Origin of the sequence: Azospirillum sp. BE72, from assembly GCF_031455875.1 — a bacterium.
GTDB lineage: Bacteria > Pseudomonadota > Alphaproteobacteria > Azospirillales > Azospirillaceae > Azospirillum.
Window position 1 is genome coordinate 327,486 of the sequence record NZ_JAVDTO010000001.1, and the last position, 24,265, is coordinate 351,750.

Below are 24,265 nucleotides of genomic sequence, written 5' to 3' on the forward strand. Positions count from 1 at the left end.
CATCGGGACCTCCGTCTCCGAAAGACAGGGTTACCGGCGGTCCGTCCTGCGCTACTATTCCGCGATTCTTGCCGCTTGTCCGCCGTCCGGCGCGGCGATCCGCAGCTGCGGAAAAGGAACAGCCGCTTTCATGGTTCCGCCTGCCCAGTCATCTGACGAGCCCGCCGGGAGCCCGACTCCGGCTGCGGACATTGTCCATCCCTACCGCAAGCCGCGGCTGGAGGCGGCCATCGGCTGGCTGGCGGCCTGCGGCTTCCTGTTCCTCGCGGCGGTGACTGCGGTGGTCGGGGTGCAATCGCGCGAGCGGGCGCTGAACGGGGCTCAGGAGCGTGCCGAGTCCGCCGTCCGGGTGCTGGCGGAACATGCGGCCCGCCTGTTCGACGCCGCCGACCTTCTGGTGGAATATGCCGCCCAGGAAACCGCAGGGCGCCCGTGGGACGAGATCGCCGGGTCGCGTGCCCTGTGGGACAAGCTGAACGGCCAGCGCGCCCGCCTGCCCTTCCTGGATGCGATCTGGCTGAACGATGGGGCGGGGTTGCTGCGGCTGACGACGCTGGCCTTTCCGGCGCCGTTTTCCGATGCGTCCGACCGCGATGTCTTCCTGTTCCACAGCCGGGCGAGCGGGGTGGGCAATGCGGTGGACCAGCCCCATATCGGCCCGCGCATCATCGGGCGGGTGACCAACAAGGCAACCTTCCTGCTCAGCCGCCGGCTTTCGGAACCGGACGGCCGTTTCCGCGGCATGGCCTCTGTCACCATCGATCCGTCCTATCTGTCGGGATTTTACAAGGAACTGGACGTCCCCCATCGGCCGGTGACCATCCTGGTGCGGTCCGGCGATCTCGACATTCTGGTGCGCGAGCCCGACAATGCCGCCGATCCGGTGCCGCTGTCGGAATTGGCCCGCCGTGCGATCCAGGCGCAGCCGGAGGGCGGGGCGGCGCGCGACGACACGGTCATCGTCGCCCATCGCCGGGTCGACAGCTGGCCCGTGCATGTGGTCGTCCGGCTGGATACGGCTCCGGTGCTGGCGGCGTGGCACCGGCTGATCGCACCCTATGCCGGGCTGGGTGCGGCGGCGGCGCTGGCGCTGGCGGCGCTGTCGGTCTTCGGCTTCCGGCAGGCCGGCGCCGCCCGGCAGGTGCAGCGCGAACTGGAGCGCCGGGTGGTCGAGCGGACCGCGTCGCTCCAGCGCACCATCGGCGAGCGCGACGTGGCCTTGGCGCAGAAGGACCTGCTGATGCGCGAGGTCAACCACCGCATCAAGAACAGCCTGCAGGTGGTGTCCAGCCTGCTGGGCTTGCAGGGGCAGGCGGTGGGCGATCCGCGGCTGAGCGACCATCTGCTGGAGGCGGGGCGGCGCGTACAGGCCATCGCCGATATCCACCGGCTGCTCTACCGCGTCGACGACATCCATTTCATCCCCTTCCACGACTATCTGACCGAGCTGTGCCGGGAGCTGGAGCGTTCCGCCCGCTCCGAAGGCGGCGACTGGCGGCTGGAACTGGCGGTGGAGCCGATGGAGGTGCCGACCGATCATGCCGTGCCGCTGGGCCTGCTCGCCAACGAGCTGGTGATGAACGCCATCAAGCATGCCTATCGGCCGCTCGCCGTCCCGGTCTCTGCCGCAGCCGGCGCAGCAGGTGGCGGCAACGGTGACGGCCTGCCGGATGGGACCGGCCGCGACGCCGCCAACGTCATTTCCGTGAGCCTGCGGTCGGATGGCGACGCGTTGTGCCTGATCGTCGGCGACCGCGGCGTCGGGCTGCCGCCCGACTTCGACTGGCGCCGCAGCCGCAGCCTGGGCATGCGCCTGATCCACACCCTGTCCAAGCAGCTGGGTGCCATCCTGACGGTGGAGAACACCAGCCCCGGCGTTCGGTTCACCATCTGCCTGCCGCACCGGCCGGTCCAGTCAGGCTCCATATTGTGAAGACAGCCACACGTCATACGGGAGTTTAGCCGTAGGGGTCGGTTGCATTTCGCTTGCGTCACCCCGGTTATCGTCGGAGGATCATCGCCTCGGCACCGGAGGCGGGGGTTGTTCTGCGCGGTTCGTGTTTGCGCTAACGCGCCAGACGGCGGACCGGCCCGGACCCTGCTGCCGCAACTGGCCCCAAACAGCTTCCACCGAACGCCTTCCACCAAAACGGCTCTCCAGGGACGACTGACCGTGACCGTCTCAGCCTCTCCGCCCATGAATGCGGGGCCCGGTCTGCGGGCGCCGGCGAACCGGCTGCTGCTGGGCGCCGGCTTCATGCTGCTGTCGGCGCTGCTGTTCGGGATCGGCAATTCGGCCGTGCGCTGGGCCTCCACCGTCATGGACCCGCTGGAGGTCGTGTTCTTCCGAAACCTGTTCAGCCTGCTGTGGATGCTGCCCTGGGCGCTGACGGCGGGGGCGCCGGCCTGCCGGTCGGTGCTGGCGGAGCGGCGGCTGCGGCCCTATGTGACGCGGGCGGTGACCAGCCTGTGCGCGATGGCCGGCTGGTTCTATGCCATCGCCCATATCCCTTTGCCGACCGCGACATCGGTCAGTTTCGCCATTCCGCTGTTCGTAACGGCGGGGGCGGCGCTGCTCCTGGGCGAGCGGGTGCGGCTGCGGCGCTGGGCGGCGGTGTGTGCCGGCTTCGCCGGGGTGGTGATTGTGCTGCGGCCGGGTGCCACGCCGGTCGATCTGGCCTTACTGGCGCTGTTCGCGCACTGCCTCGCCGCCGCCGCCACCGTGCTGCAGATGCGGATGCTCAGCCGCAGGGACAGCGCGCCGGTCATCGTCACCTTTCTCGGCCTGCTGGTCACCCCGATGGCGCTGGTGCCGGCGCTGTTCGTCTGGACTTGGCCAAGCTGGAGCGTGCTGGGTGCGCTGGCGCTTCTGGGCGGGCTGCTGACCGCGGGCCAACTGGCGATGACGAAAGCGCTGTCGTTGGCCGAATCCTCGGCGATGATGCCCTACGATTACGCCCGGCTGCCCTTCACCGCGCTCGTGGCATGGCTCGCCTTCGGCCAGACCATGGATCCGTGGGGGTGGGTGGGTGCGCTGGTGATCGCCGGTTCTGCGCTCTACACCATGCACCGCGACGCGGCGGACGGGCGCAAGGCGGCGCGCAAATCCACAGGGGCGGCGGCCGGTTAGCCGGTCCTTTCCGAATTACCGACCGCCTCGGCGCGCAGCGTCTCCTTCGCGCGGGTCCAGTGCGCCGGGGTCAGGTTGGCACGTACCGTCTGGATGGCGGCGGCCAGCACCGCGGCATCGTCGGTGAAGCCGGCGATCAGCAGCCAGTCGGGCACGACATCCACCGGCAGCACGAAATAGGCCAGGGCGGCCAGCAGGATCCCCTTCGCCCGGTAGGGCGTCGCCGGATCGGTCGCGCAGAAATAGGCGGCCAGCAGCTCTTCCAGGAAGGGAATGCGGTGCAGGTTGGCGCGCAGCTTCGGCCAGAAGCGGCCGCGGACCAGCCGCTCGTCCCGCTCGACCCGCTCGGGATCGGGGATCGTCAACTCGGTGCCGGTGGGAATGGATGCTGTCATGGACGCTGAAACCCTCCGGGATCTGGTCCCTTCTTGAGAAAACCGCCGGCGTCAAAGCCGGCGCGGATCGCCACCCTGATGCGTCCCCACCATACGGTGTGGTATGGTTGGGCGGCCATCTGGTAAACAAAGCCATCCGGCAAACAACAAGTGCGATCACAGCCTGTTGGACACAAGGCCGGCGCCCCATACGGACCGGCCGCAATTAAGGAGGAGATGCCATGAACATCCAAGGTCTGTCCGCCATCGTCACCGGCGGCGCCTCGGGCATGGGGGCGGCGACGGCGCGTCATCTGGCCGGGCTCGGCGCCAAGGTGACCGTGCTGGACGTCAACGAGGACGCGGTGCTGAAGACCGCGCACGAGATCGGCGGGCTGGGCCTGGTCTGCGACGTCACCGACGGCGCTTCCGCCGAGCGGGCGTTCGATCAGGCGCGCTCCGCCCATGGGCCGGCCCGCATCGCGGTGAATTGCGCCGGCATCGCGCCGGCCCAGCGCATCGTCGGCCGCGACGGGCCGATGCCGCTGGAGAATTTCCGCTCGGTGATCGAGGTGAACCTGATCGGCAGCTTCAACATCCTGCGGTTGGCGGCGGCCGACATGGCGAAGCTGGACCCGCTGGACAGCGGCGAGCGCGGCGTGATCGTCAACACCGCCTCCGTCGCCGCCTATGAGGGGCAGATCGGGCAGGCGGCCTACGCCGCGTCGAAGGGCGGCATCGTCGCCCTGACCATCTGCGCGGCGCGCGACCTCGCCCGCAACGGCATCCGCGTGATGACGGTGGCCCCCGGCCTGATCGGCACGCCGATGCTGCTGAACATGCCGCAGGAGGTTCAGGACAGCCTCGCCGCCACCGTCCCCTTCCCCAAGCGCTTCGGCAAGCCGGAGGAGTATGCCCGTCTCGTCCAGCACATCCTGGAGAACGAGATGCTGAACGGCGACGTCATCCGCCTGGACGGTGCCATCCGCATGGCGCCGCAGTAAGGATCGGGGCCGCAGTTCAAGGGGCGGTCCCGTGCCGGGGCCGCTCCTTCGCAATTTTGAAAGCTCAGCTTTCGGCCATGGCGGCTTCGTCCGCCCGCTCCGCCTCGCCCAGCAGGTCGATCAGCAGGGTGGTGCAGTGCTGGAGCCGCTGGTCGGCGGTCGCGGTCGCCATGTCGCGGCCGGTCTGCTCCTGCCAATCCTGCAGCATCAGCGCCAGATGTTTCCGGACGTGGTCTTCCCGATCCAGTCGCCGCGTCGCCATGTCGCCTCCCGTCTCCGCTCCGGTCGAACCTGCCGTCGATCCATTCGGTGCCCGCCGGCGTCGGCGGGGCACCCTTCGTGTAATCTCAAATTAGGTAGCCGTCGCCTCGATCAACAGTCGGAGCCCAAGATGGTCACAGCCGGTCCGGCATCGTCCGCGCAGGCCTCCGGCGTGCAATCCGCCTATGAACTGTTGGAAAGCCGGGACCGCCAAGCCCATGTCAGCGCCATCATCGAGGAGGCAACCATGAGCACCACAAGCAACGGCGTCAGCAGGACGGGATTGCCGACCCGCCGTTTCGGCACCACCGACATGGCGATCACCCGCGTCGGCTTCGGCGCCTGGGCGATCGGCGGGCCGGATTGGGCCGCCGGCTGGGGCGCGCAGGACGACAGCCAGTCGGTCACCGCCATCCGCCATGCGGTGGAGCGCGGCATCAACTGGATCGACACGGCCGCCGTCTACGGCCTTGGCCATTCCGAAGAGATCGTGCGCCGCGCCCTGGCCGAAATCCCCGAGGCCGAGCGCCCCTATGTCTTCACCAAATGCGGTCTGGTGTGGGACGAGTCCGACCGCAAGGCGATGCCCCGCCGGATCGGCAAGCCCGACAGCATCCGCCGCGAACTGGAAGCGTCGCTGAAGCGGCTGGGCGTCGAGCGTATCGACCTCTACCAGATGCACTGGCCGGCCGAACATGAGGCGGTCGAGGAGTATTGGCAGACCCTGCTGGACCTGAAGACGGAAGGCAAGGTCCGCGCCGTCGGCCTGTCCAACCACACTGCCGCCCAGTTGGAGACGGCGGAGCGGCTGGGCCATGTCGACACGCTGCAGCCGCCCTTCTCGGCAATCCGCCGCGACGTCGCCGGATCCGAGTTGCCCTGGTGCCTGTCGCACCGGACCGGCGTCATCGTCTACAGCCCGATGCAGGCCGGCCTGCTGACCGGGCGCTTCACGGTGGAGCGGGCGAAGGCCCTGCCGGCCGACGACTGGCGGTCCAGCAACGCCAACTTCACCGGAGAGGCGCTGGAACGTAATCTGGCGCTGGCCCAGTCCTTCGGCCCGATCGCCGAGCGGCACGACACCACCATCGCGGCCGTTGCGGTGGCCTGGGTGCTGTCCTGGCCGGCGATCACCGGGGCCATTGTCGGCGCCCGCACGCCGGCCCAGGTTGATGGCTGGCTGGACGCCGCCACCCTGACCCTGACGCCGGAGGATCTCGACGAGATCGCCGACTCCATCGCCCGGACCGGGGCGGGCAGCGGCCCGTCGCACCCCAACCGCGCCTGATATCGACGGGTTCGACCATAAGAGGAAAGGCAACCGCTTCATGACCGATGCAACGGTGCGTGCCAAACTGCTGGGCCTGCCCGGCAGCCTGCGCAGCAACTCCAACTCGCTGGCCGTCCTGCGCGGGCTGCAGGACGCCCTGCCGGCGGGCCTCAGCATGGACATCCGCGACCTGCGCCTGCCGCTCTACGACCAGGACATCGACACCCCCGACGCCCCGGCGGAGGTCCAGGCCTTCCGTCAGGCCATCGCCGAGGCCGACGGCGTGGTCATCGTCACGCCGGAGTATAATTACGGCATGCCGGGCGTGCTGAAGAACGCGCTCGACTGGGCATCGCGTCCCTACGGCAAGTCGGCGCTGAACGGCAAGCCGGTGCTGGTCATCTCCAACTCCCCCGCCTTCACCGGCGGCGTGCGCGCGCATCAGCAGGTGAACGACACGCTGCTGGCGATTCCGGCCAAGCTGGTCGGCGGCGCCCAGGTGGTCATCGGCACCGTCGGCGAGAAGATCAAGGACGGCAAGCTGGCCGACGAGGCGGTGCTGAAGTTCGCGCTTGGCGCCATCGACAAGGTGGTTGCGGCTGCGGGGAAGTGACCGAACAGGGGTGCCGGGTGTCTTCACCGTCATGGTGCCCGGAACCTCATCAATGATGGGCCGTTGCCTTCTCTTGAAAGAAATGCAAGTATTTCTTTCAAGAGAAGGAGGCGTGCCATGACCTCTCAGGTGCAGGCGACCAGGGCTCCCGCGGCGGCTTCCGTCGTCACCAAGGCGGCGCTACGGGCGGCGGAGCAGTTGCGCGTTTCAAACAGCGTGCTTGCCAAGGTCATCGGCGTGTCCGAACCGACGCTGTCGCGCATGCGGACCAGAGACCTGCCCTTGTCCGAGCGCAGCAAGGAATTCGAACTGGCGCTTTTGTTCATCCGGCTCTACCGCTCGCTCGACAGCATCGTCGGCGGCGAGGCGGAGGTCGCCGCGGCGTGGCTGCGGAACGACAACCGGGCGCTGGGCGGCAAACCGCTGGAGCAGATCCAGACCATCCCCGGACTGATGAATGTCATCGCGTATCTGGACAGCCGACGCGCTGTCGTCTGAGCGGCGCCCGCTGGCGGGCGAGGCATGGCGGCTGGTCGAGGCACAGCACAAGGTCTCCACCCTCAAGCTGGTCGACGACTGGGAGGAGCAGGGGCTTCTGGAAGAGCTGCTGGAGCAGACCAAGCCACCGGTGCCGGCCGCTTGCCGGGGGCTGCATTTCCTTCTGTCGTCGCCCTTCCGCTACGATGCGGAGTATCCGGTCGGATCGCGTTTCCGCAGGGCAGGGCGGACGCCCGGCGTCTTCTATGCCGCGGAGGCTGTGGCGAGCGCCGTAGCCGAACTGGCCTTCTATCGGCTGCTGTTCTTCGCGGATTCCCCCGGTACGCCGCTGCCGGCCAATCCGGGCGAATACACGGCCTTCTGCGTCCTGTATGGAACCGATGGCGGGCTGGACCTGACGGCGGAGCCGCTGAACGAGGACGGTGCCCGCTGGACCCATCCCACCGATTACGCGGCGTGCCAGGATCTGGCCGACACGGCGCGGGCGGCGGGCGTCCAAGCCATCCGTTATGCGTCGATCCGTGATCCTCGGGGAGGCGCCAATCTGGCGCTGCTGGACTGTGCGGTGTTCCGCAAGCCGGAGCCGACGGCTTGGCAGAGCTGGCGGCTTTTCCTTCGCCACGACAGCGTGCAGGCTTTGTGCGAATTCCCGCACCAGACCCTGCATTTCGAAAAATCCGGCTTCAACGACCCGCGCCTGTAAAGTCGGGGCCGCCCTGCATAAGGAAAACGGGCGCGGGAGAGCCACTGGCCCTCCCGCAACTCTCTTGACTTACCCGATCTTCTGCTTGGCCATCGCGCCCAGGCGCAGACGGAGCGCGTTCAGCTTGATGAAGCCTTCCGCGTCCTTCTGGTTGTAGACGCTGTCCTGCTCGAAGGTCACATAGTCCATGCGGTACAGCGAGTTGGGCGACTTGCGGCCGACGACCGTGACGTTGCCCTTGAACAGCTTCAGACGGACCGTGCCGTTGACCAGCGACTGGGTCTGGTCGATCAGCGCCTGGATGGCCAGACGCTCCGGGCTCCACCAATAGCCGCAATAGATCAGCTCGGCGTAGCGCGGCATCAGCTCGTCCTTCAGGTGGCCGGCGCCACGGTCGAGGGTGATGCTCTCCATCGCGCGGTGCGCCACCAGCAGGATGCTGCCGCCCGGGGTCTCGTAGACGCCGCGCGACTTCATGCCGACATAGCGGTTCTCGACCAAGTCGAGGCGGCCGATGCCGTTCTCGCCGCCCAGGCGGTTCAGCTCGGTCAGCAGGGCCGCCGGGGACAGCGCCTTGCCGTCGATGGCGACCGCGTCACCGTTCTTGAACTCGACCTCGATGTAGGTCGGGGTGTCCGGCGCCTTTTCCGGGGCGACGGAGCGGGTGTACATGTCCTCGTCCGGCTCGACCCACGGGTCCTCCAGCGCCTTGCCCTCGTACGAGATGTGCAGGAGGTTGGCGTCGGTGGAGTAGGGCGCCTCGCCGCGCTTGTCCTTCGCGATCGGAATCTGGTTCTTCTCGGCGTAGTCCAGCAGCGTGGTGCGGCTGTTCAGGGTCCACTCGCGCCACGGCGCGATGACCGTGATGTCCGGGCGCAGGGCGTAGTAGCCCAGCTCGAAGCGGACCTGGTCGTTGCCCTTGCCGGTGGCGCCATGGGCGACGGCATCGGCGCCGACCATGTTGGCGATCTCGATCTGGCGCTTGGCGATCAGCGGCCGGGCGATCGAGGTGCCGAGCAGGTAGGTGCCCTCATAGAGCGTGTTGGCGCGGAACATCGGGAAGACGAAATCCCGCACGAATTCCTCGCGCAGGTCGTCGATGAAGATGTTTTCCGGCTTGATGCCCAGAAGCTCGGCCTTCTTGCGGGCGGGCTCCAGTTCCTCGCCCTGGCCGAGGTCGGCGGTGAAGGTCACCACCTCGCAGGAATAGGTCTCCTGCAGCCACTTCAGGATGACCGAGGTGTCGAGGCCGCCCGAATAGGCGAGCACCACTTTCTTGATCTGTTTGCCGGACGCGCCGCTCATGGGACTGCTCTTGCAGTAGAGAAAGATAAGGCCGCGACCGTACGGCCTTTCCCGCCCGCCTTCAAGCCCCGCGGGCGCCGGTCGGGTGCCGAACGGCTATGGGGAGCGCCTACTCGATCTTCTCGCCGGCGTAGGTGCCCCAGAAATCGGCGCGCTTCATCCAGCCGCGATAGCCTTTCAACTCCACCTCGCACCAGTCGTCGCGGCATTTCTTCAGCGATCCGATGACGCCCGGCTCGGCCCGCGCCACCACCGCGCTGTCGCTGCGCGGCGCCTCGTGCACGCTGCGGGTCTGGCCGATGATCAGGACGCCGCGGCGGCCGGACAGGGCGCTCTGGTGCACCCAGCCTTCCGCCCCCTCCCAGTCGCGGATGCGGCGCCAGGTATCGAATTCCTGGATGATCTCCACCGGCATGTCCTTGCGCCGGAAGACCCATTCGATGGGGTAGCTGCCGTTGGGACCGGAGCGCAGGTTCACCTCGCCGACGCGCACGGTGACGAAGCGGGGGATCGGCAGGCCCGACGCGTGGGTGGGGTCCTTGCGATTTTCGGTGCGGTTCTCCGTGCTTTTCTCCGCGGCCCAGGCCGTGCCGCCATAGGCCGCGCTGCCGCAGGCCGCGCCCAGCCCCATCATCAGGGCCAGCATGGCGAGGACGGAGCGGCGGACGAGCATGACGGCACCGGTGTTGACGGAAGGGAGCGGCGAAATCGGGCCGCACTATAGAGACCACCCGTTCGATAGGGCAAGCGCCGCCACCCCCAATCGGAGGATGCGGTCCGACCTTCGCACGTCCTGTCGCGGGACGGGCTTTCGTGACGGACTTCTGGACAGTCCAACGACCGCTTGGTATGGCAACCATGGACCGGAGCAGCCGCGCAGAACCTGGGATGCGGGCGGGCCGGGGCAAGGGAGGACCAGCACCGATGACCGACAAGAAGAAGCCGCTCGTTGTCGTCACCCGCAAGCTGCCGGACGTCATCGAGACGCGGATGATGGAGCTGTTCGACACCCGGCTCAATCCGGACGACATTCCGCTGACCCCCGCCCAGATGCAGGAGGCGATGGCCGTCGCCGAGGTGCTGGTGCCCACCGTCACCGACCGCATCGACCGCGCCCTGATCGAGTCCGCCGGCCCGCAGCTGCGGCTGATCGCCTCCTTCGGCACCGGCGTCGACCACATCGACCTGAAGGCGGCGCGCGAGCGCGGCATCATCGTCACCAACACCCCCGGCGTCCTGACCGAGGACACGGCCGACATGACCATGGCGCTGCTGCTGGCCACCGCGCGGCGCGTGGCGGAAGGCGAGCGGCTGGTCCGCTCCGGCCAGTGGACCGGCTGGGGCCCGACCACCATGCTGGGCCACCGTATCAGCGGCAAGCGGCTGGGCATCCTGGGCATGGGCCGCATCGGCTCGGCCCTGGCGCGCCGGGCGCGCGCCTTCGGCATGTCGATCCACTACCACAACCGCCGCCGCGTCCATCCCGAGCTGGAGCAGGAGCTGGAGGCGACCTACTGGTCCAGCCTGGACCAGATGCTGGCGCGGATGGACATCGTGTCGATCAACTGCCCGCACACGCCGGCCACCTACCATCTGCTGTCGGAACGCCGGCTGAAGCTGCTGCGGCCGCACTGCTACATCGTCAACACCTCGCGCGGCGAGGTGATCGACGAGGTGGCGCTGACCCGCATGCTGTCGAAGGGCGAGATCGCCGGCGCCGGCCTGGACGTGTTCGAACATGAACCGGCCGTCAACCCGAAGCTTCTGCGGCTGGACAACGTCGTGCTGCTGCCGCACATGGGTTCCGCCACCATCGAGGGCCGCATCGACATGGGCGAGAAGGTGGTGATCAACATCAAGACCTTCATCGACGGCCACACCCCGCCCGACCGCGTGCTGGAAGCGCTTCTGTAAGAGGGGAACGGGCAAGCGGCGCATCATCGGCCGTCATTCCCGCGAAGGCATGTATTTGCTTTTGCAGGAATGATGTCCAAGTGAAGATGTGCCTGCTGCCGTCGAGCGGCCAAGGCATTCGTCAGGACGCGGAGGTTTCCAGCGCCGGCATGTCCTGCAACTCCGCCTCCAGCCTGGCCTTGGCGGCGGCGGCGAGTTCCTCGTCGGCCTGGATGCGGCTCATGTCCTCCGGCGTCACCGCACCGGCGGCGATCACCAGTTCGGCGAAGTCAGACAGATAAACGCTGCCCTTCACGGTGCGCTGGACCAGCACGTTGCGCTTGTCCTCAGCATCGCGCTTGCGCTTGACGAAGCCCAGCACCGAAAGCCGGTCGAGCGCGCGGGTCACGGCGGGCTTGGAGATGTTCAGCAGGGATGCGAGGCCGCGCACGGTGTGCGGCGGATCGGTCAGATAGACCTGGAGCAGGATCGCCAACTGTCGCGCCGACAGGTCGGGCCCGTCCTGGCGGACGCTGGCGACCAGCGCCGTGCGCCACAACCCAAGCGCCTTCAGGTTCCGTGCCATGCCTCCCCCCGGAAAGCCGCGCCCGGCTCCGCAACCGGAGCACGCGCCGCGAAGTGTCGCCTACCCGAACGATGCAGGCAAGAGATTCGCGTTCACCGGGCAGGAGAAGCCGCGTGGCCAGCCGCGCTACTTCCCCTCGCGCTTCAACAGCAGCGGCTTGGCCGTGCCCGTGACCAGCACATTGCCTCCAGCCAGCGGGACCATGGTCAGGCTGAAGCCGGCCGAAACGGGCGCGAGGCTGACCGCCTGCTTCGCCGCGTTGGGGGCGGCGGCGACACCGGCCGCCTTGACCTCCTTCGGGTCGAAGGGGGCGTCCTCGCCCAGGCCGGCGACGTCATAGCCGCCGCACTCGCTGCCGACGCAGATGCCGGTGGCATCGATGCGGGCCTTGCCGGCAGGGCCGCCGAAGGGCGTGTCCTCCGCACCGCCGGTCCAACTCCAGCTGCCGCGCAGCCAATCGGGAAGGCGGGTGTCCTTCTGGAGTTCCAGATTGTCGGCGATCAGCCCGATGCTGCCGCCCAAGCCCTGGGCCGCCACCGCTTCCGCGATGCGGCGGGCCTCGGCGGTGCCGATGGAATAGCGGCCGGCGATCTGCGGCGTCCAGGCCGTCACCGCCCCGTCCACCGCGGCGCGGAGACGCTCGCCCCAGCCCGGCGCGATCCAGCGCGGGTTGGTCCAGCCGGCGGTATCCTTGACCAGCGCGGCCAGTTCTGGCGCGTCGGCGAGGAACAGGCGCGGGTCGACCGCCGACTTCATGCGGTCGATGCCCATCTGGCGGTAGGTGGCGAAGCGGATGGTGCCGGTGCGGTTGGACGCGGCCTCCAGCATCGGGGCGAGCAGGTCGTCCACCGCCTTCCAGGCGGGGGAGGCGAGCAGGGCGTTGTCGTCCGGACAGGCGGGATGGGCGCCGAAATTGTCGCGGCTGCTGCCGTAGAGCGGCTCCATCGCCTTCCAGGCCGCCGCGCCGCGCCGCTCCATCACCGAGCAGGGCCACGCCATCTCGACATCGTCGCTGACCACCCGCAAGGCGGTGAGAAAGCCTTCGTCGGTCGTCAGATCGACACCCGACGCGGTTTCGCGCGAATAGGGATCCTCGATGCCCTCGACGGCTTCGCGCAGCAGGGCGTCGGCCTTGGCGCGGTCGGGGGAGGGGCCGAAGCGCAGTGCATAGGCGGCCCACCCCTTGCCCAGCCCGCCGCGAAGCTCGGCCAGCCGCTTCCCGGCGGCGGCCGGATCGGCGGCGATGCCGTCGACGATGGACGACACCGCGGCGACCGCCTTGGGCACCGACTCGGCCAGCGCGGTGCGGCGGGCGTCGAGGACCGGAGCGAGGCAGGTGGCGAGGCCGGATCCCGCCGCGGCGCACTGGTTGCGCTGGGCCAGCCATGCCTTCTGCTCCGCCCGCAGCCGTTCGCGGTCGGCGGTGCCGGACAGGGCCTGCAGCGTCTTGTAGGCGTCGGCGATCCCGGTGTCGGCATCGGCCAGCTTGGGATCGGCGCAGATCGCCTTTTCCACCGGCGTGGAGGCCGCCTTGCAGTCGAAGGACGGCTGTGCCCGGGCCGTACCGCCTGCGACCATGACCGAAAGGGCCAGTGCCGCGCCGGCGAGCGCCATCCGTCCATGCGGCGGCAGCGTCAAACGGATCGACGGTCCCGTAAGGTCCAGCTGGCCCATCATGTCTCCCTGGGATTGTGGCCCGGGGAAGATACGGAATCCCCCGCCATTTGTCCCGTCCCAGGGCAGGAAGATCTCAGGGCAGGAAGGCGACCGCGACGGCGGCGAAATGGCAGCTGGCGGCGGCCAGCACCAGCAGGTGCCAGACCGCGTTGTTGTAGGGCATCCGCTCCATCAGGTGGAAGACGACGCCGACGGTGTAGATCAGACCGCCGGCAACCAGCAGCCACAGCGCGGGCGCCGACAGCACCGACCCCAGCGGTTCCAGCGCGGTGACGATCGCCCAGCCCAGCCCGAGATACAGCGCCAGCCCCAGCCGGTGGAATCGTCCGGGAAAGCGCAGCTTCAGCGCCGCCCCGAAGGCGGCCCCGCCCCATACCGCGCCGCCCAGCACGACGCCCTGGCCCAGCCCCAGCGTGAATGGGGTGTAGGTGCCGGCGATCATCACGAAGATCATGGCATGGTCGACCCGCCGCAGCAGGGCCTTGCCGAAGCCGGGCGGGGCTAGGTTGTAGGCGGCCGACGCGGTGAGCATACCGACCAGCCCCAGCCCATAGATCGCCAGGGCAAGGGCCGTTCGGGTGGGCAATGTGCCGGAGAGGACCGCGGTATTCAGCAGCCAGACGAATCCGGCGATCCCCGCCGTGACGCCGACGGCATGAACGGCCGCATCCGCCCGCCGCTCGCCGACGCTGTATATGGGAAACTGGTGGGCATCCGGCATCGGCACATCACCTCGATCGACGCGTGGAGGGAAGGCGGCCGCCGGAAAGGGGCCCTGCGTCGAAAATGGTGTGCCTGCCGCACCTGCGCCACCGTCCGATGGTGGGATGCGGGCGTGGTGTGGTTCGGCCAACCGCTTATGCGGGAAGATGCGGCTGGCTTCCCGGCGTCGTTATTCAGTGTCGTTATTCGGCGGCGTAGGCGATGGTTTCCGGCGCGCGATGACGCGGCATCGGCTCCGACAAACCGGCGGCCTTGCGGAAGTAGCAGAGCGCGTAGACCCGGACGCAGCCGGTGAGATTGTCGCAGTCCTGGCGTTCGGCATCGATCTTCGACACCAGCTCGCTCATCGTCATGTGCTCGCGGGTGCAGATTTCCTCCAGCGACTCCCACTCCACCGGCATCAGCTTCATGCTGGTCCGCTTGCCGTTCACCCTGATGTTGCGCATCTGCATGTGGGAGCCCTCCGTTGCTGGTGCATAAACAGGTATGCGAAACCGCTGCGACCTTGCTGTGAAGTTTTTCACAGGCGAGAGAACGACGGTGGGGCTGGACACGTTAGAGGAGCAGCGGACAGCCGGACGGATGCCGGCCCGCTCCATTGGATCGGAGGTTGCGATGACCCGACGTAATGCCCTGCGTTCCATCATGGAAGAAGCCGCCGCAGCGCGTTCGGCCCTGTGCGAGAACGAACTGGTCATCCGCCTGGACAACATCCTGTCCATCGCGCGGGCGGCATTGGAGGAGGGCGAGGAGGACGAAATGCCGCAGCCCGCCCAGAGTGTCCGCCGAACGCCCCGCCCATAAAAAAACCGCCGCTAACCCGATGGATTAGCGGCGAGTTGAACAGGGAGGCTTCACGTCTGGGAGACGCTGGGTCCGAGGACCCAACCCCGGAGGGGAGACCTCCGGGACGAAACATCGGGTGCTGCGTCGCAGCATCCAACGGTCAAAATTTGACCATTCCGCTGCCAACTTTCCAGGCACAAATGAATAAATCTACCATGCAAGCCACGCATGGCTTGAAAGAACGCTTAGAAGGCTAATAAAAATGCCGAAATCGGCCGGGCTGCCCCTGAAAGATGGTGCGGCGCGGTCGATTTCGGCAATTCTCTTGCAAACTGTCGGAAAGTGTCCCGGATCAGAACGGCGTTTCTGCCACTTTTTTAACCAGGAAGTCGCGGAAGACGGCGATGCGCTTGGAATGGCGCAATTCTTCGGCATAAACGAAGTAGGCGTCGACCTTCGGACCGTCGACATCGGGCAGGACGCGGGTCACGTCCTTGGAGAAGCTGTCGACCAGGAAGTCGGGCAGCGCGCCGATGCCCAGCCCGCTCTCCACCGCGCGGTAGATGGCGTAGACGCTGTTGACCTGCAGGATCGGCTTCCGGTTGGGCGAGGGATCGCCCATCTCCATGATCCAGTTGACGTTGGGGATCGGCGCCCGCACGTCCGGCGGATAGGTGATCAGGTCGTGGCTGTCCAGTTCCGCCGCCGTCTTGGGCGTACCCTTCTTCTTCAGGTAGCTCTGGCTGGCATAGAGATGGAAGCGGATCGACATCAGGTGCCGCTGGATCAGGTCCGGCTGGCGCGGCGTGTTCATGCGGATGGCGATGTCCGCCTCCCGCATCGCCAGGTCCAGCTCGTCGTCGTCGATCAACAGAGTCAGCTGGATGTCGGGGTAGATCGACATGAACTCGTTGATGCGCGGCGTCAGCCAGGTCGATCCGAAGGCGACGGTCGTCGTCACCCGCAGCGGCCCCTTGGGATGCTCCCGGCTTTCGGTCAGCATCGCCTCGGTCATCGACAGCTTGGCGAAGACGTCGCGGGCGGTGCGGTGAAGCAACTCGCCCTGTTCGGTCAGGATCAGCCCGCGGGCGTGGCGGTGAAACAGCGGAACGCCCAGGCTTTCCTCAAGCGCGCTGATCTGGCGGCTGACCGCCGATTGGCTGAGGTTCAACGTCTCGCCGGCATGCGTGAAGCTGCCGGCTTCGGCCACCGCGTGGAAAACCCGCAGCTTGTCCCAATCCATCATGCTGTCCCGCCCCGGTGCGCAGCCGCCCGGAGCCTCCCATTATCTTGAGGACGGCGCATGGCCGCCATGCATGTTTATAGCGGGAACGCGCCCGGAACGCACGCGCTACCAACCCTGACTCGCACGAAAATTAATCATGATCGCCGGAATTATTCTCATCCGAAGTCTCAGCGATCCGGCTATATCCGCAGAATGGATAGGGCTGTTGCCGATGCTCGGAAATGGCCGGCCGGCGGTTCGACCCAGTTTTGCTAATCCGCGGCGCCAGTCAGGGCGGCGCTAATCCGCCGCATCGGTCAGCGCGGCTGCCTTGACCGTCGCACCGCGGGAATCCCCTTCGGCCACGGCCGACTTGCCGCCGCCGCCGATATGCCCGCTGATCTCGTCGCCGGCATCGGCGGGCAGGCGCCAGAAGGGCAGGCTGGATGCGCAGGCCATCAGCCCCACCGTCAGGAAGGCCGGAACGAAGGAGGCCGGGGTCAGGACGCCGCCGCTCCACTGAACGGTCAGGTGCAGCGCCGTGGCGCCGACGGCGACACCGAGGCTCAGCGACAACTGCTGCATCACGCTGGCCAGCGTATTGGCCCGGCTGGTCATCGCCTGCGGCACCTCGGCGTAGCTCAGCGTGTTCATGCCGGTGAATTGCAGAGAGCGAAAGAAGCCGCCCAGCAGCAGCGCGCCCAGGATCACCAGATGCGGCGTGTCGGGCCGGAAGGCGCCGTAGCCGGCCAGGATGACGCCGCTGACCAGTGCGTTCAGCCCCAGCACCAGACGAAAGCCGAAACGGCGCAGGATCGGGCCGGCCAGCGCCTTCATCGTCAGCGCTCCGGCGGCCCCGGCGAAGGTGAGGGCGCCCGACTCGAAGGCGGTCAGGCCGAAGCCGATCTGCAGCATCACCGGCATCAGGAACGGCACGGCCCCGATGCCGATGCGGAACAGCGTGCCGCCCAGAACCGAGGCGCGGTAGGTCGGCAGCCGGAACAGCGACGGATCCAGCACCGGCCGCACCACCCGGCGGGCATGGCGCAGATAGGCCAAAGTCGCCAGCAGGGCCGCCCCCAGCAGCCCCGCCACGGCATAGGCCGGCAGCAGGTCGCGCCCGACATTCTCGAAACCGAACATGAAGGCGGCCAGTGCGATGGAACTCCACAGGAAGCCGCGGGCGTCGAAGGGGTCGCGCTGTTCCTCCTTCAGGTTGGGGATCAGCGCCAGAACGAGCGCGATGCCGATCAGCCCGATCGGCACGTTGATGAAGAAGATCCAGCGCCAGGAGGCGTAGGTGGTGATGGCGCCGCCCACCAGAGGACCCAGCGCCGGGCCGATCAGCGCCGGCAGGGTCATCCGCGCCATGGCCGTTACCAGTTGGTCCTTGGGCACCGTGCGCAGCAGGATCAGCCGGCCGACCGGCACCATCATCGCCCCGCCGATGCCCTGGACGATGCGGGCGGCGACAAGCTCCGCCAACCCGTTCGACAGGCCGCATGCGATGGAGCCCAGCGTGAAGACGCCGATGGCACTGGCGAAGACGGTGCGCGCGCCGTAACGGTCCGCCGCCCAGCCGCTGACCGGCAGGAACACCGCCAACGCCAGCATGTAGGAGGTCATCGCCAGACTGAGCCGCAGGGGATCCTCGCCCATCGACCGTGCGATCGCCGGCAGCGCGGTGGCGATCACCGTCGCGTCGAGATTCTCCATGAACAGGGCGCAGGCGATGATCAGCGGGGTGACGCGCGACATGACGGACCGTCAGGCAGGGAGCGGAGCCCTACGAATGTGAGTCGCTCCGCCACTTTGACCATCGCCCGTGCGAAAGCCCTGCCATGCGTAAGCCGGAACCTACCGTCGGATCGGCGGCCGGACTCAGCGCCCCGTGAACACCGGCTTCCGCTTCTCCAGGAAGGCGCGGTAGCCCTCGCGGAAATCCTCGGTGCCGAAGCAGCGGTAGCATTCGGCGATCTCCGCCTCGGTCAGCGGGGCCGGGTCGGACAGGCGGCGGACATAGCGCTTGTGCAGGGTGGCGGCCAGCGGTGCGCCGGCGGCGATGCGCTGGACGGTCGCGGCGATCTCCGCTTCGAATCCCTCGTCGGGAACGACTCGGTGGACGAGGTTCTTGTCCTTGGCCTCCGCCGCACCGAAGACGCGGCCTTCCAGCAGGATCTCCAAAGCCGCCGGGCCGCCTGCCACGTCGGCGACCAGCTTCAGCTCCGTCGGTCCCATGGAAATGCCGAGCCGGCTGACCGGCACGCCGAAGCGGCTGCTCTCCGAACAGACCCTGAGGTCGCAGGCCAGCGCCACTGCCAACCCGATGCCGCAACAGGGGCCGTCGATGGCGGCCAGCACCGGGTGGCGCAAACGTCGCAGGCCGTCCAGCCCCTCGTCCATCAGGTCGCCATAGTCGGCGCCCTGTTCGGGGCTGTTGCGCTCGCTCTCGAACTCCGAGATGTCGGCGCCGGGGGAGAAGGTGCGGGCGCCGGTGGAACCGGGGCCGCCGCGCATCACCACGACGCGGGTTTCCTCGTCGGCCTCCAGATCCCTCAGATGGCCGATCAGGGCGTGCCACATCGGCTTGTCGAAGGCGTTCAGCTTGTCCGGGTTGGACAGGGTCAGGGTCGCGACGGCTCCATCGCGGCCGAGGGTGATGGTGCCGGCCATGCCGCACTCTCCATCCGTTGCCGTATGGCCGCACACCATAACGCCCCGCCGAAGGGACGCAAGACGCCCGGTGCCGCAGCGCGGCAAAGCGGGCCGAGGCGTCGGCGAAAAAAGTGACGGAGCCGTGAATTTTCCTCTTGCGGCCGCGGCCGTGTTTCCGTAGAAAGCGGCTCCCGGACGACGGGAGCGCGGGCGTAGCTCAGGGGTAGAGCACAACCTTGCCAAGGTTGGGGTCGAGGGTTCGAATCCCTTCGCCCGCTCCAGTTCTCCGGTAAAGCGAAGACCAAAGGGCCGGGCGGCAACGCACCGGCCCTTCGCTTTTTCCGATCCGGTCTTTTCCTTTCCGCAGCCCGGAAACGCGCTGTTTGGAAACACTGTTTGGAAACACCGGGCATCCCGTATCGACAGTGGCCGTCCGGCGCGCTAGATCCTTATCCATGACCGACACTTCCCTCGCCGCCCGCGGCGTTGCGCTCGACTTGCTGCGCGACGTGCTGCGCAAGTCCGTTCCCTTCGACGACGCGTTCGACGCGCATCCCGAACTGGCGGCGCTGCAGCCGCGCGACCGCGGCTTCGTCCGCCTGCTGGTCGCCACCGTCCTGCGCCGCCTGGGCCAGATCGACGAACTGATCCAGTCGAGCCTCGCCAAGCCGGGCCTGCCCAAGGCCGCCATCCACGACATGCTGCGGCTGGGAACGGCGCAGCTGGTGTTCCTGAACACCCCCGCCCATGCCGCGGTCGACACCGCGGTTGAACTGGCGGCGGCGCGCAATGCCGCTCCCTACAAGGGGCTGATCAACGCCGTGCTGCGCCGAATCGGGCGTGAGGGGGCGGAGATGGCGGCGCGGCAGGATGCCGGGCGGCTGAACACGCCGGACTGGCTGTGGCTGTCCTGGCGCTCCGCCTACGGCACCGCCCGCACCCGCGGCATCGTCGAGGCGCACCTGCACGAGGCGCCGCTGGACATCACGGTGAAGTCCGACCCTGAGGGCTGGGCGGAGCGGCTGGGCGCCACCCTGCTGCCGACCGGATCGCTGCGCCGCCCGCCCGGCGGGTCGGTGATCGAGCTGCCGGGCTTCGAGGACGGCGAATGGTGGATCCAGGACCTCGCCGCCTCGCTGCCGGCCAAGCTGTTCGGCGATCTTCGGGCCAAGCGGGTGTTCGACCTGTGCGCCGCCCCCGGCGGCAAGACGGCGCAGCTGGTGGTCCAGGGTGCGCAGGTCACCGCCATCGACCGCTCGGCCCGCAGGCTGGAACGGGTGGCGGAGAACCTGAAGCGCCTCAAGCTGCAGGCCGAGGTGCTGGCCGCCGATGCCGCCACCTGGGAGCCGGAGGAGCCGGCCGACGCTGTGCTGCTCGACGCGCCCTGTTCGGCGACCGGGGCGATCCGGCGCCATCCCGATATCCTGCGCGTCAAGTCGCCCGACGACATCGCCAAGCTGGCGCGTGCCCAGGCGCGGCTGCTTGCCCGCTCGGTCGAGCTGGTCAAGCCCGGCGGCACTCTGGTCTACTGCACCTGCTCCATCCAGCCGGAGGAGGGGGAGGCGCAGATCGCCCGCCTGCTGGAGCGGGACAAGCGGGTGGAGCGCTGGCCGGTCACCGCCGAGGAACTCGGCGGCCTGTCGGAGCCGATCAACGAGGCCGGCGAGGTCCGCAGCCTTCCGGGTATGCTGGCCGATCTCGGCGGGATCGACGGCTTCTTCGTCGCACGGCTGCGCCGTCGCCCGGACTGATGGCGCCCGGACTAACTGCGCCCGGACCAAGGCCGTATCCGTTCCGCAGCGAGGGATAAATCCCAGGCCCGTCTTGCGGTGCGGGCGGCGAATTGATACGACACGACCTATGCTTTCGTCCGTGTTCTCCCGCACCGCATCATCACCCTCCGCCGGCTGCCGACGCCGCTCGCGGTCCTGAAGGAGTCGGCGCTGATGGGCGACGGGAACGGACGGTTTCGCAGCGGCATGGCGCGCCTTGCCTATGGGAATCCCCTCTACGCCCTGATGCTGGGCGGCAAGGCGCCGGGGGCCCTGGCAGTGGTCCCGCCCGATCCCTGGCCGGGCGACACCGGCAACGGCAACGCCATGCTGGCCGGCCGGATGGGCTTCGCCGGGCAGGCGGTCATGGTCGATCCCAACGGCGCACCCAACTGGCGGCCCCAGGGCGTCAGCCCGGGCTGGCTGCGCACCGCCCACGGCTTCGAATGGCTGCGCGACCTGCGCGCGGTCGGCGGCGACACGGCGCGGCGCCGGGCGCGGGTGCTGGTGTGGTCGTGGCTGGACCAGAATGGCGGCTGGCATGCGCAGAGCTGGGCGCCTGACGTGCTGGGCGCGCGGCTGGCCAGCTGGATCGGTCTGCATGACTTCTACTGCGCGTCCGCCGACGACGAGTTCCGCGCCCGCGTGTTCGAGAGCATGGCGCGCCAGCTTCGCCATCTGCTGCGGGTGGCGCCGGCCAAGCTGGACGGCGAGCGGCTGATCGGCGCGATCAAGGGGCTGCTCTATGGCGGCTATTGCCTGCCCGACCAGGACAAGGCGGCGCGGGAGGCCCTGCGCCTGCTCGACAAGGAACTGCCGCGCCAGATCCTGCCCGACGGCGGCCATGTGGAGCGCAACCCGTCGATCCAGATGCGGGTTCTGCGCGACCTGATCGACATGCGCGCCGTCCTGCGCGTCGCGAAGGAGGAGGTGCCGGAAAGCCTCCAGCATGCCATCGACCGCATGACGCCGGCGCTCCGCTTCTTCCGCCACGTCGATGGCGGGCTCGCCCTGTTCAACGGGGGGCGGGAGGAGGATCCGGCGCTGATCGACACGGTGTTGGCCCAGGCCGACGCCCGCGGCCGTCCGCTGAAGAGCGCGCCGCACACCGGGTTCGAGCGGCTGCTGGCCGGGCGCACCCTGGTGCTGCTCGACACCGGCGCGCCGCCGCCGGTAGGGCTGGACCGCAGCGCCCATGCCGGCACCCTGTCGATGGAGGTCTCCGTCAACAAGGAGCGGCTGATCGTCAATTGCGGCAGCCATCCGTCCCAGCGCGGCGCCTGGCGCGCGGCGCTGGCCGGCACCTCCGCCCATTCGACCATGGTGGTTGCCGACACCAACTCCTCGGAAGTGCTGGAGAAGGGCGGACTTGGCCGCCGGCCGACGAATGTCAATTGCGAACGGCAGGAATCGGACGGCGCCATGCTGGTGGTCGCCAGCCACAACGGCTACAGCAAGGGCTTCGGCCTGCTGCACCGCCGCCGCGTCTATCTGGCCGACAACGGCGAGGATCTGCGCGGCGAGGACACGCTGGAACCGGTGATCGGCGCCACGCCGCAGCCGCAGCCCTATGCCATCCGCTTCCACCTGCATCCGAATGTCGAGGTCGTGCCGGTCCAAGGACAGGGCGACGGGCGCAATGATCAGGTGCTTCTGCGCCTGCCCAGCGGCAATGCCTGGCGCATGCGGGTGACCGGCGCCGTGCTGGAGGTGGCGGAGAGCGTCTATCTCGGCAGCGGGGAGGAACCGCGCCGCACCCGGCAGATCATGATGCAGGGACAATGCGGCCCCGAAGGGCTGACGGTGAAATGGGCCTTGCGCCGCGAGCGCAAGGCGGCGTAAATCGCGCGCATCCGCGGTGGCCGGGCCTATACCCTTCGGGAGAGGGCGTGGAAACACGGATGAACACGGGATTTGGAGCACGGACGACCACGGGACTCTTCACGCCGTGCTTATCCATGTCCGTCCGGACCGGCATCGTCGGGGGCGGGCAGGGATAAGCACAGCTGAGCGGCATTTCCGTGGGCGTCCGTGCTTTTCTTCTTCCGTGCTTGTCCGGGTCTCCCCGGTTGCCTGCGGCCTTGCGCAACACCCGCAGCGATCAGGATGACGCCATGAGCCCGCCCAAAGCCAACCACGCCCCCGCCCCCGACAAGGTCCGCATCGCCCGCGCCCTGATCTCCGTGTCCGACAAGGCCGGTCTGGTGGAACTGGGCAAGGCGCTCGCCGCCCGCGGCGTCGAGATCCTGTCGACCGGCGGTTCGGCCCAGCGTCTGGCCGAGGCCGGCGTGCCGGTCAAGGAGGTCTCCGACCACACCGGTTTCCCGGAGATCATGGACGGCCGCGTCAAGACGCTGCACCCGCGCGTCCATGGCGGCATCCTGGCCCGCCGCGACATCCATGCCGACGCGATGGCCCAGCACGACATCCCCGGCATCGATCTGGTGGTGGTCAACCTCTACCCGTTCGAGGCGACGGTCGCCAAGGGCGCGGCCTATGACGACTGCGTCGAGAACATCGACATCGGCGGGCCGGCTATGATCCGCGCCGCCGCCAAGAACCACGATTTCGTCGCCATCGTCACCGAGCCGTCCGACTACGAGGCGGTGATGGACGAGCTGGCGACCCATGACGGCTGCGTCACGCTGGCCCTGCGCCGCCGGCTGGCCCAGCGCGCCTATGCCCGCACCGCCGCCTACGACGCCGCCATCTCCACCTGGCTGGCCGGCCAGCTGGGCGAGACCTTCCCGCCGCGCACCACCCTGTCGGGCGCGCTGGCCCAGACCCTGCGCTATGGCGAGAACCCGCACCAGCAGGCGGCCTTCTACGTCACCGGCGAGAAGCGTCCGGGCGTCGCCACCGCCGTGCAGCTGCAGGGCAAGGAGCTGTCCTACAACAACCTGAACGACACCGACGCCGCCTTCGAACTGGTGGCGGAGTTCGAGCAGCCGGCCGTCGCGATCATCAAGCACGCCAACCCCTGCGGCGTGGCGCAAGGATCCAACCTGCTGGAGGCCTATCGCTCGGCCCTGCTGTGCGATCCGGTCAGCGCCTTCGGCGGCATCATCGCCGTCAACCGCAGCCTGGATGCCGAGACGGCCGAGGAGATCTCCAAGCTGTTCGCCGAGGTGGTGATTGCGCCCGACGCCGATGAGGCCGCCCGCGCGCTGCTGGCGACCAAGAAGAACCTGCGCGTGCTGCTGACCAAGGACGTGCCGAACCCGGCCGAGCCCGGCATGATGATCAAGCAGCTGTCCGGCGGCTTCCTGCTGCAGAACCGCGACAGCGGCCGCGTCAACCCGGCCGAGCTGAAGGTCGTCACCAAGCGCGCCCCGACCGAACAGGAACTGGCCGACCTGCTGTTCGCCTTCCGCGTCGCCAAGCACGTCAAGTCGAACGCCATCGTCTATGCCAAGAACGGCGCCACGGTGGGCGTCGGCGCCGGCCAGATGAGCCGCGTCGACAGCGCCCGCATCGCCGCTATCAAGTCGGCCGAAGCCGCCAAGGCCGCCGGCCTGTCGGAGCCGCTGACCAAGGGCTCGGTCGTTGCGTCGGACGCCTTCTTCCCGTTTGCGGACGGCCTGCTGGCCGCTGCCGAGGCGGGCGTGACGGCGGTGATCCAGCCGGGCGGCTCGATCCGCGACAACGACGTGATCGCCGCCGCGGACGAGAAGGGTCTGGCGATGGTGCTGACCGGAATGCGGCACTTCCGGCATTGAGGTGATAGGGGGGTGGGAGGTTAGACCCCCACCCTAACCCTCCCCCACTGGGTGGGGGAGGGAACTCCGCC

Annotated in this window: 23 protein-coding genes and 1 tRNA gene; 13 read left to right on the forward strand and 11 right to left on the reverse strand. The window is 68.4% G+C overall.

All coding sequences use genetic code 11. The annotated features are described in order from the left end of the window. Nucleotides 1-130 precede the first annotated feature (130 nt). Both J2Y49_RS01615 and J2Y49_RS01620 read left to right on the forward strand, forming a co-directional pair. On the forward strand, nt 131-1,933 hold the full coding sequence (locus J2Y49_RS01615) for a histidine kinase dimerization/phosphoacceptor domain -containing protein (protein WP_310111386.1): 1,803 nt from the start codon (nt 131-133) through the stop codon (nt 1,931-1,933). Between the two features lie 240 nt (nt 1,934-2,173). Next, nucleotides 2,174-3,130, forward strand: a complete 957-nt coding sequence (locus tag J2Y49_RS01620) for a DMT family transporter (protein ID WP_310111389.1) — start codon at nt 2,174-2,176, stop codon at nt 3,128-3,130. Here J2Y49_RS01620 and J2Y49_RS01625 read toward each other — a convergent pair. Beyond that, nucleotides 3,127-3,525: a YkvA family protein gene (locus J2Y49_RS01625; protein WP_310111392.1), complete on the reverse strand. Its 399-nt coding sequence runs from the start codon at nt 3,523-3,525 to the stop codon at nt 3,127-3,129. The genes J2Y49_RS01620 and J2Y49_RS01625 overlap by 4 nt on opposite strands. Before the next feature lie 221 nt (nt 3,526-3,746). Between J2Y49_RS01625 and J2Y49_RS01630 the strand changes: the two genes are divergently transcribed. Continuing rightward, a complete protein-coding gene (locus tag J2Y49_RS01630) occupies nt 3,747-4,508 on the forward strand; it encodes an SDR family NAD(P)-dependent oxidoreductase (protein ID WP_063635449.1) in 762 nt (253 codons plus the stop codon). 64 nt (nt 4,509-4,572) lie between these two features. Here J2Y49_RS01630 and J2Y49_RS01635 read toward each other — a convergent pair whose 3' ends face one another. Further along, nucleotides 4,573-4,770, reverse strand: coding sequence for a hypothetical protein (locus J2Y49_RS01635; RefSeq protein WP_014248936.1), 198 nt, complete (start codon nt 4,768-4,770; stop codon nt 4,573-4,575). 129 nt (nt 4,771-4,899) lie between these two features. Between J2Y49_RS01635 and J2Y49_RS01640 the strand changes: the two genes are divergently transcribed. The 4 genes from J2Y49_RS01640 to J2Y49_RS01655 all read left to right on the forward strand — a co-directional run bounded on the left by J2Y49_RS01640 (nt 4,900) and on the right by J2Y49_RS01655 (nt 7,853). Then, on the forward strand, nt 4,900-6,057 hold the full coding sequence (locus tag J2Y49_RS01640; protein ID WP_310111404.1) for an aldo/keto reductase: 1,158 nt from the start codon (nt 4,900-4,902) through the stop codon (nt 6,055-6,057). A 40-nt stretch (nt 6,058-6,097) separates the two neighbouring features. Then, nucleotides 6,098-6,652 carry an NAD(P)H-dependent oxidoreductase gene (locus J2Y49_RS01645; protein ID WP_310111407.1) on the forward strand — a complete coding sequence of 185 codons (555 nt, stop codon included), beginning with the start codon at nt 6,098-6,100 and terminating at the stop codon, nt 6,650-6,652. Nucleotides 6,653-6,769: 117 nt separating this feature from the next. Continuing rightward, a complete protein-coding gene (locus tag J2Y49_RS01650) occupies nt 6,770-7,150 on the forward strand; it encodes an antitoxin Xre/MbcA/ParS toxin-binding domain-containing protein (RefSeq protein WP_310111411.1) in 381 nt (126 codons plus the stop codon). Then, a complete protein-coding gene (locus J2Y49_RS01655) occupies nt 7,110-7,853 on the forward strand; it encodes an RES family NAD+ phosphorylase (protein ID WP_310111414.1) in 744 nt (247 codons plus the stop codon). Before J2Y49_RS01650 ends, J2Y49_RS01655 begins: the two co-directional genes overlap by 41 nt. A 69-nt stretch (nt 7,854-7,922) precedes the next feature. Here the strand turns inward: J2Y49_RS01655 and J2Y49_RS01660 are convergent, their stop codons facing one another. Then, complete coding sequence (locus tag J2Y49_RS01660) at nt 7,923-9,158, reverse strand: argininosuccinate synthase (RefSeq protein WP_109075188.1); 1,236 nt, start codon at nt 9,156-9,158, stop codon at nt 7,923-7,925. Between the two features lie 109 nt (nt 9,159-9,267). Next, on the reverse strand, nt 9,268-9,831 hold the full coding sequence (locus J2Y49_RS01665; RefSeq protein WP_310111427.1) for an SH3 domain-containing protein: 564 nt from the start codon (nt 9,829-9,831) through the stop codon (nt 9,268-9,270). Between the two features lie 251 nt (nt 9,832-10,082). Between J2Y49_RS01665 and J2Y49_RS01670 the strand changes: the two genes are divergently transcribed. Then, nucleotides 10,083-11,072, forward strand: coding sequence for a D-glycerate dehydrogenase (locus J2Y49_RS01670; RefSeq protein WP_310111430.1), 990 nt, complete (start codon nt 10,083-10,085; stop codon nt 11,070-11,072). Between the two features lie 121 nt (nt 11,073-11,193). Here the strand turns inward: J2Y49_RS01670 and J2Y49_RS01675 are convergent, their stop codons facing one another. The 4 genes from J2Y49_RS01675 to J2Y49_RS01690 all read right to left on the reverse strand — a co-directional run bounded on the left by J2Y49_RS01675 (nt 11,194) and on the right by J2Y49_RS01690 (nt 14,489). Next, nucleotides 11,194-11,637 (reverse strand): MarR family transcriptional regulator, encoded by a 444-nt coding sequence (locus J2Y49_RS01675; protein WP_310111433.1) that lies wholly within the window; start codon nt 11,635-11,637, stop codon nt 11,194-11,196. A gap of 126 nt (nt 11,638-11,763) precedes the next feature. Next, a complete protein-coding gene (locus tag J2Y49_RS01680) occupies nt 11,764-13,314 on the reverse strand; it encodes a lysozyme inhibitor LprI family protein (RefSeq protein WP_310111435.1) in 1,551 nt (516 codons plus the stop codon). A gap of 73 nt (nt 13,315-13,387) precedes the next feature. Further along, nucleotides 13,388-14,035, reverse strand: coding sequence for a PAQR family membrane homeostasis protein TrhA (gene trhA, locus J2Y49_RS01685; protein ID WP_310111438.1), 648 nt, complete (start codon nt 14,033-14,035; stop codon nt 13,388-13,390). Nucleotides 14,036-14,219: 184 nt separating this feature from the next. Continuing rightward, a complete protein-coding gene (locus J2Y49_RS01690; RefSeq protein ID WP_149223944.1) occupies nt 14,220-14,489 on the reverse strand; it encodes a ribbon-helix-helix domain-containing protein in 270 nt (89 codons plus the stop codon). A 163-nt stretch (nt 14,490-14,652) separates the two neighbouring features. Here J2Y49_RS01690 and J2Y49_RS01695 point away from each other — a divergent pair, with 163 nt between their 5' ends. Next, the gene (locus J2Y49_RS01695) at nt 14,653-14,841 is read left to right on the forward strand and encodes a hypothetical protein (protein WP_310111441.1); all 189 of its coding nucleotides are present in this window, start codon (nt 14,653-14,655) and stop codon (nt 14,839-14,841) included. Between the two features lie 334 nt (nt 14,842-15,175). On the opposite strand, the gene J2Y49_RS01700 is transcribed toward J2Y49_RS01695, so the two are convergent. The 3 genes from J2Y49_RS01700 to J2Y49_RS01710 form a co-directional block, all read right to left on the reverse strand. Continuing rightward, a complete protein-coding gene (locus J2Y49_RS01700; protein WP_310111442.1) occupies nt 15,176-16,066 on the reverse strand; it encodes a LysR family transcriptional regulator in 891 nt (296 codons plus the stop codon). A 282-nt stretch (nt 16,067-16,348) separates the two neighbouring features. Then, nucleotides 16,349-17,806, reverse strand: a complete 1,458-nt coding sequence (locus tag J2Y49_RS01705; protein ID WP_310111445.1) for a DHA2 family efflux MFS transporter permease subunit — start codon at nt 17,804-17,806, stop codon at nt 16,349-16,351. 123 nt (nt 17,807-17,929) lie between these two features. Further along, nucleotides 17,930-18,721, reverse strand: coding sequence for an enoyl-CoA hydratase-related protein (locus tag J2Y49_RS01710; protein ID WP_310111448.1), 792 nt, complete (start codon nt 18,719-18,721; stop codon nt 17,930-17,932). A gap of 188 nt (nt 18,722-18,909) precedes the next feature. On the opposite strand from J2Y49_RS01710, the gene J2Y49_RS01715 reads away from it, so the two are divergent. From J2Y49_RS01715 to purH, 4 genes are all read left to right on the forward strand, one after another. Beyond that, nucleotides 18,910-18,984, forward strand: a tRNA-Gly gene (locus J2Y49_RS01715). A gap of 174 nt (nt 18,985-19,158) precedes the next feature. Beyond that, a complete protein-coding gene (locus J2Y49_RS01720) occupies nt 19,159-20,454 on the forward strand; it encodes a transcription antitermination factor NusB (protein WP_310111451.1) in 1,296 nt (431 codons plus the stop codon). 195 nt (nt 20,455-20,649) lie between these two features. Next, nucleotides 20,650-22,317 carry a heparinase II/III family protein gene (locus J2Y49_RS01725; protein WP_310111454.1) on the forward strand — a complete coding sequence of 556 codons (1,668 nt, stop codon included), beginning with the start codon at nt 20,650-20,652 and terminating at the stop codon, nt 22,315-22,317. A gap of 272 nt (nt 22,318-22,589) precedes the next feature. Further along, nucleotides 22,590-24,194: a bifunctional phosphoribosylaminoimidazolecarboxamide formyltransferase/IMP cyclohydrolase gene (gene purH / locus J2Y49_RS01730; RefSeq protein ID WP_310111457.1), complete on the forward strand. Its 1,605-nt coding sequence runs from the start codon at nt 22,590-22,592 to the stop codon at nt 24,192-24,194. Nucleotides 24,195-24,265: the final 71 nt, after the last annotated feature.

Coding starts and splice junctions, on each gene's coding strand:
- J2Y49_RS01615 (WP_310111386.1), top strand. CDS start 131: ATGGTTCCGCCTGCCCAGTCATCTGACGAGCCCGCCGGGAGCCCGACT.
- J2Y49_RS01625 (WP_310111392.1), bottom strand. CDS start 3,525: ATGACAGCATCCATTCCCACCGGCACCGAGTTGACGATCCCCGATCCC.
- J2Y49_RS01630 (WP_063635449.1), top strand. CDS start 3,747: ATGAACATCCAAGGTCTGTCCGCCATCGTCACCGGCGGCGCCTCGGGC.
- J2Y49_RS01635 (WP_014248936.1), bottom strand. CDS start 4,770: ATGGCGACGCGGCGACTGGATCGGGAAGACCACGTCCGGAAACATCTG.
- J2Y49_RS01640 (WP_310111404.1), top strand. CDS start 4,900: ATGGTCACAGCCGGTCCGGCATCGTCCGCGCAGGCCTCCGGCGTGCAA.
- J2Y49_RS01645 (WP_310111407.1), top strand. CDS start 6,098: ATGACCGATGCAACGGTGCGTGCCAAACTGCTGGGCCTGCCCGGCAGC.
- J2Y49_RS01650 (WP_310111411.1), top strand. CDS start 6,770: ATGACCTCTCAGGTGCAGGCGACCAGGGCTCCCGCGGCGGCTTCCGTC.
- J2Y49_RS01655 (WP_310111414.1), top strand. CDS start 7,110: ATGTCATCGCGTATCTGGACAGCCGACGCGCTGTCGTCTGAGCGGCGC.
- J2Y49_RS01660 (WP_109075188.1), bottom strand. CDS start 9,158: ATGAGCGGCGCGTCCGGCAAACAGATCAAGAAAGTGGTGCTCGCCTAT.
- J2Y49_RS01665 (WP_310111427.1), bottom strand. CDS start 9,831: ATGCTCGTCCGCCGCTCCGTCCTCGCCATGCTGGCCCTGATGATGGGG.
- J2Y49_RS01670 (WP_310111430.1), top strand. CDS start 10,083: ATGACCGACAAGAAGAAGCCGCTCGTTGTCGTCACCCGCAAGCTGCCG.
- J2Y49_RS01675 (WP_310111433.1), bottom strand. CDS start 11,637: ATGGCACGGAACCTGAAGGCGCTTGGGTTGTGGCGCACGGCGCTGGTC.
- J2Y49_RS01680 (WP_310111435.1), bottom strand. CDS start 13,314: ATGATGGGCCAGCTGGACCTTACGGGACCGTCGATCCGTTTGACGCTG.
- trhA (WP_310111438.1), bottom strand. CDS start 14,035: ATGCCGGATGCCCACCAGTTTCCCATATACAGCGTCGGCGAGCGGCGG.
- J2Y49_RS01690 (WP_149223944.1), bottom strand. CDS start 14,489: ATGCAGATGCGCAACATCAGGGTGAACGGCAAGCGGACCAGCATGAAG.
- J2Y49_RS01695 (WP_310111441.1), top strand. CDS start 14,653: ATGACCCGACGTAATGCCCTGCGTTCCATCATGGAAGAAGCCGCCGCA.
- J2Y49_RS01700 (WP_310111442.1), bottom strand. CDS start 16,066: ATGGATTGGGACAAGCTGCGGGTTTTCCACGCGGTGGCCGAAGCCGGC.
- J2Y49_RS01705 (WP_310111445.1), bottom strand. CDS start 17,806: ATGTCGCGCGTCACCCCGCTGATCATCGCCTGCGCCCTGTTCATGGAG.
- J2Y49_RS01710 (WP_310111448.1), bottom strand. CDS start 18,721: ATGGCCGGCACCATCACCCTCGGCCGCGATGGAGCCGTCGCGACCCTG.
- J2Y49_RS01720 (WP_310111451.1), top strand. CDS start 19,159: ATGACCGACACTTCCCTCGCCGCCCGCGGCGTTGCGCTCGACTTGCTG.
- J2Y49_RS01725 (WP_310111454.1), top strand. CDS start 20,650: ATGGGCGACGGGAACGGACGGTTTCGCAGCGGCATGGCGCGCCTTGCC.
- purH (WP_310111457.1), top strand. CDS start 22,590: ATGAGCCCGCCCAAAGCCAACCACGCCCCCGCCCCCGACAAGGTCCGC.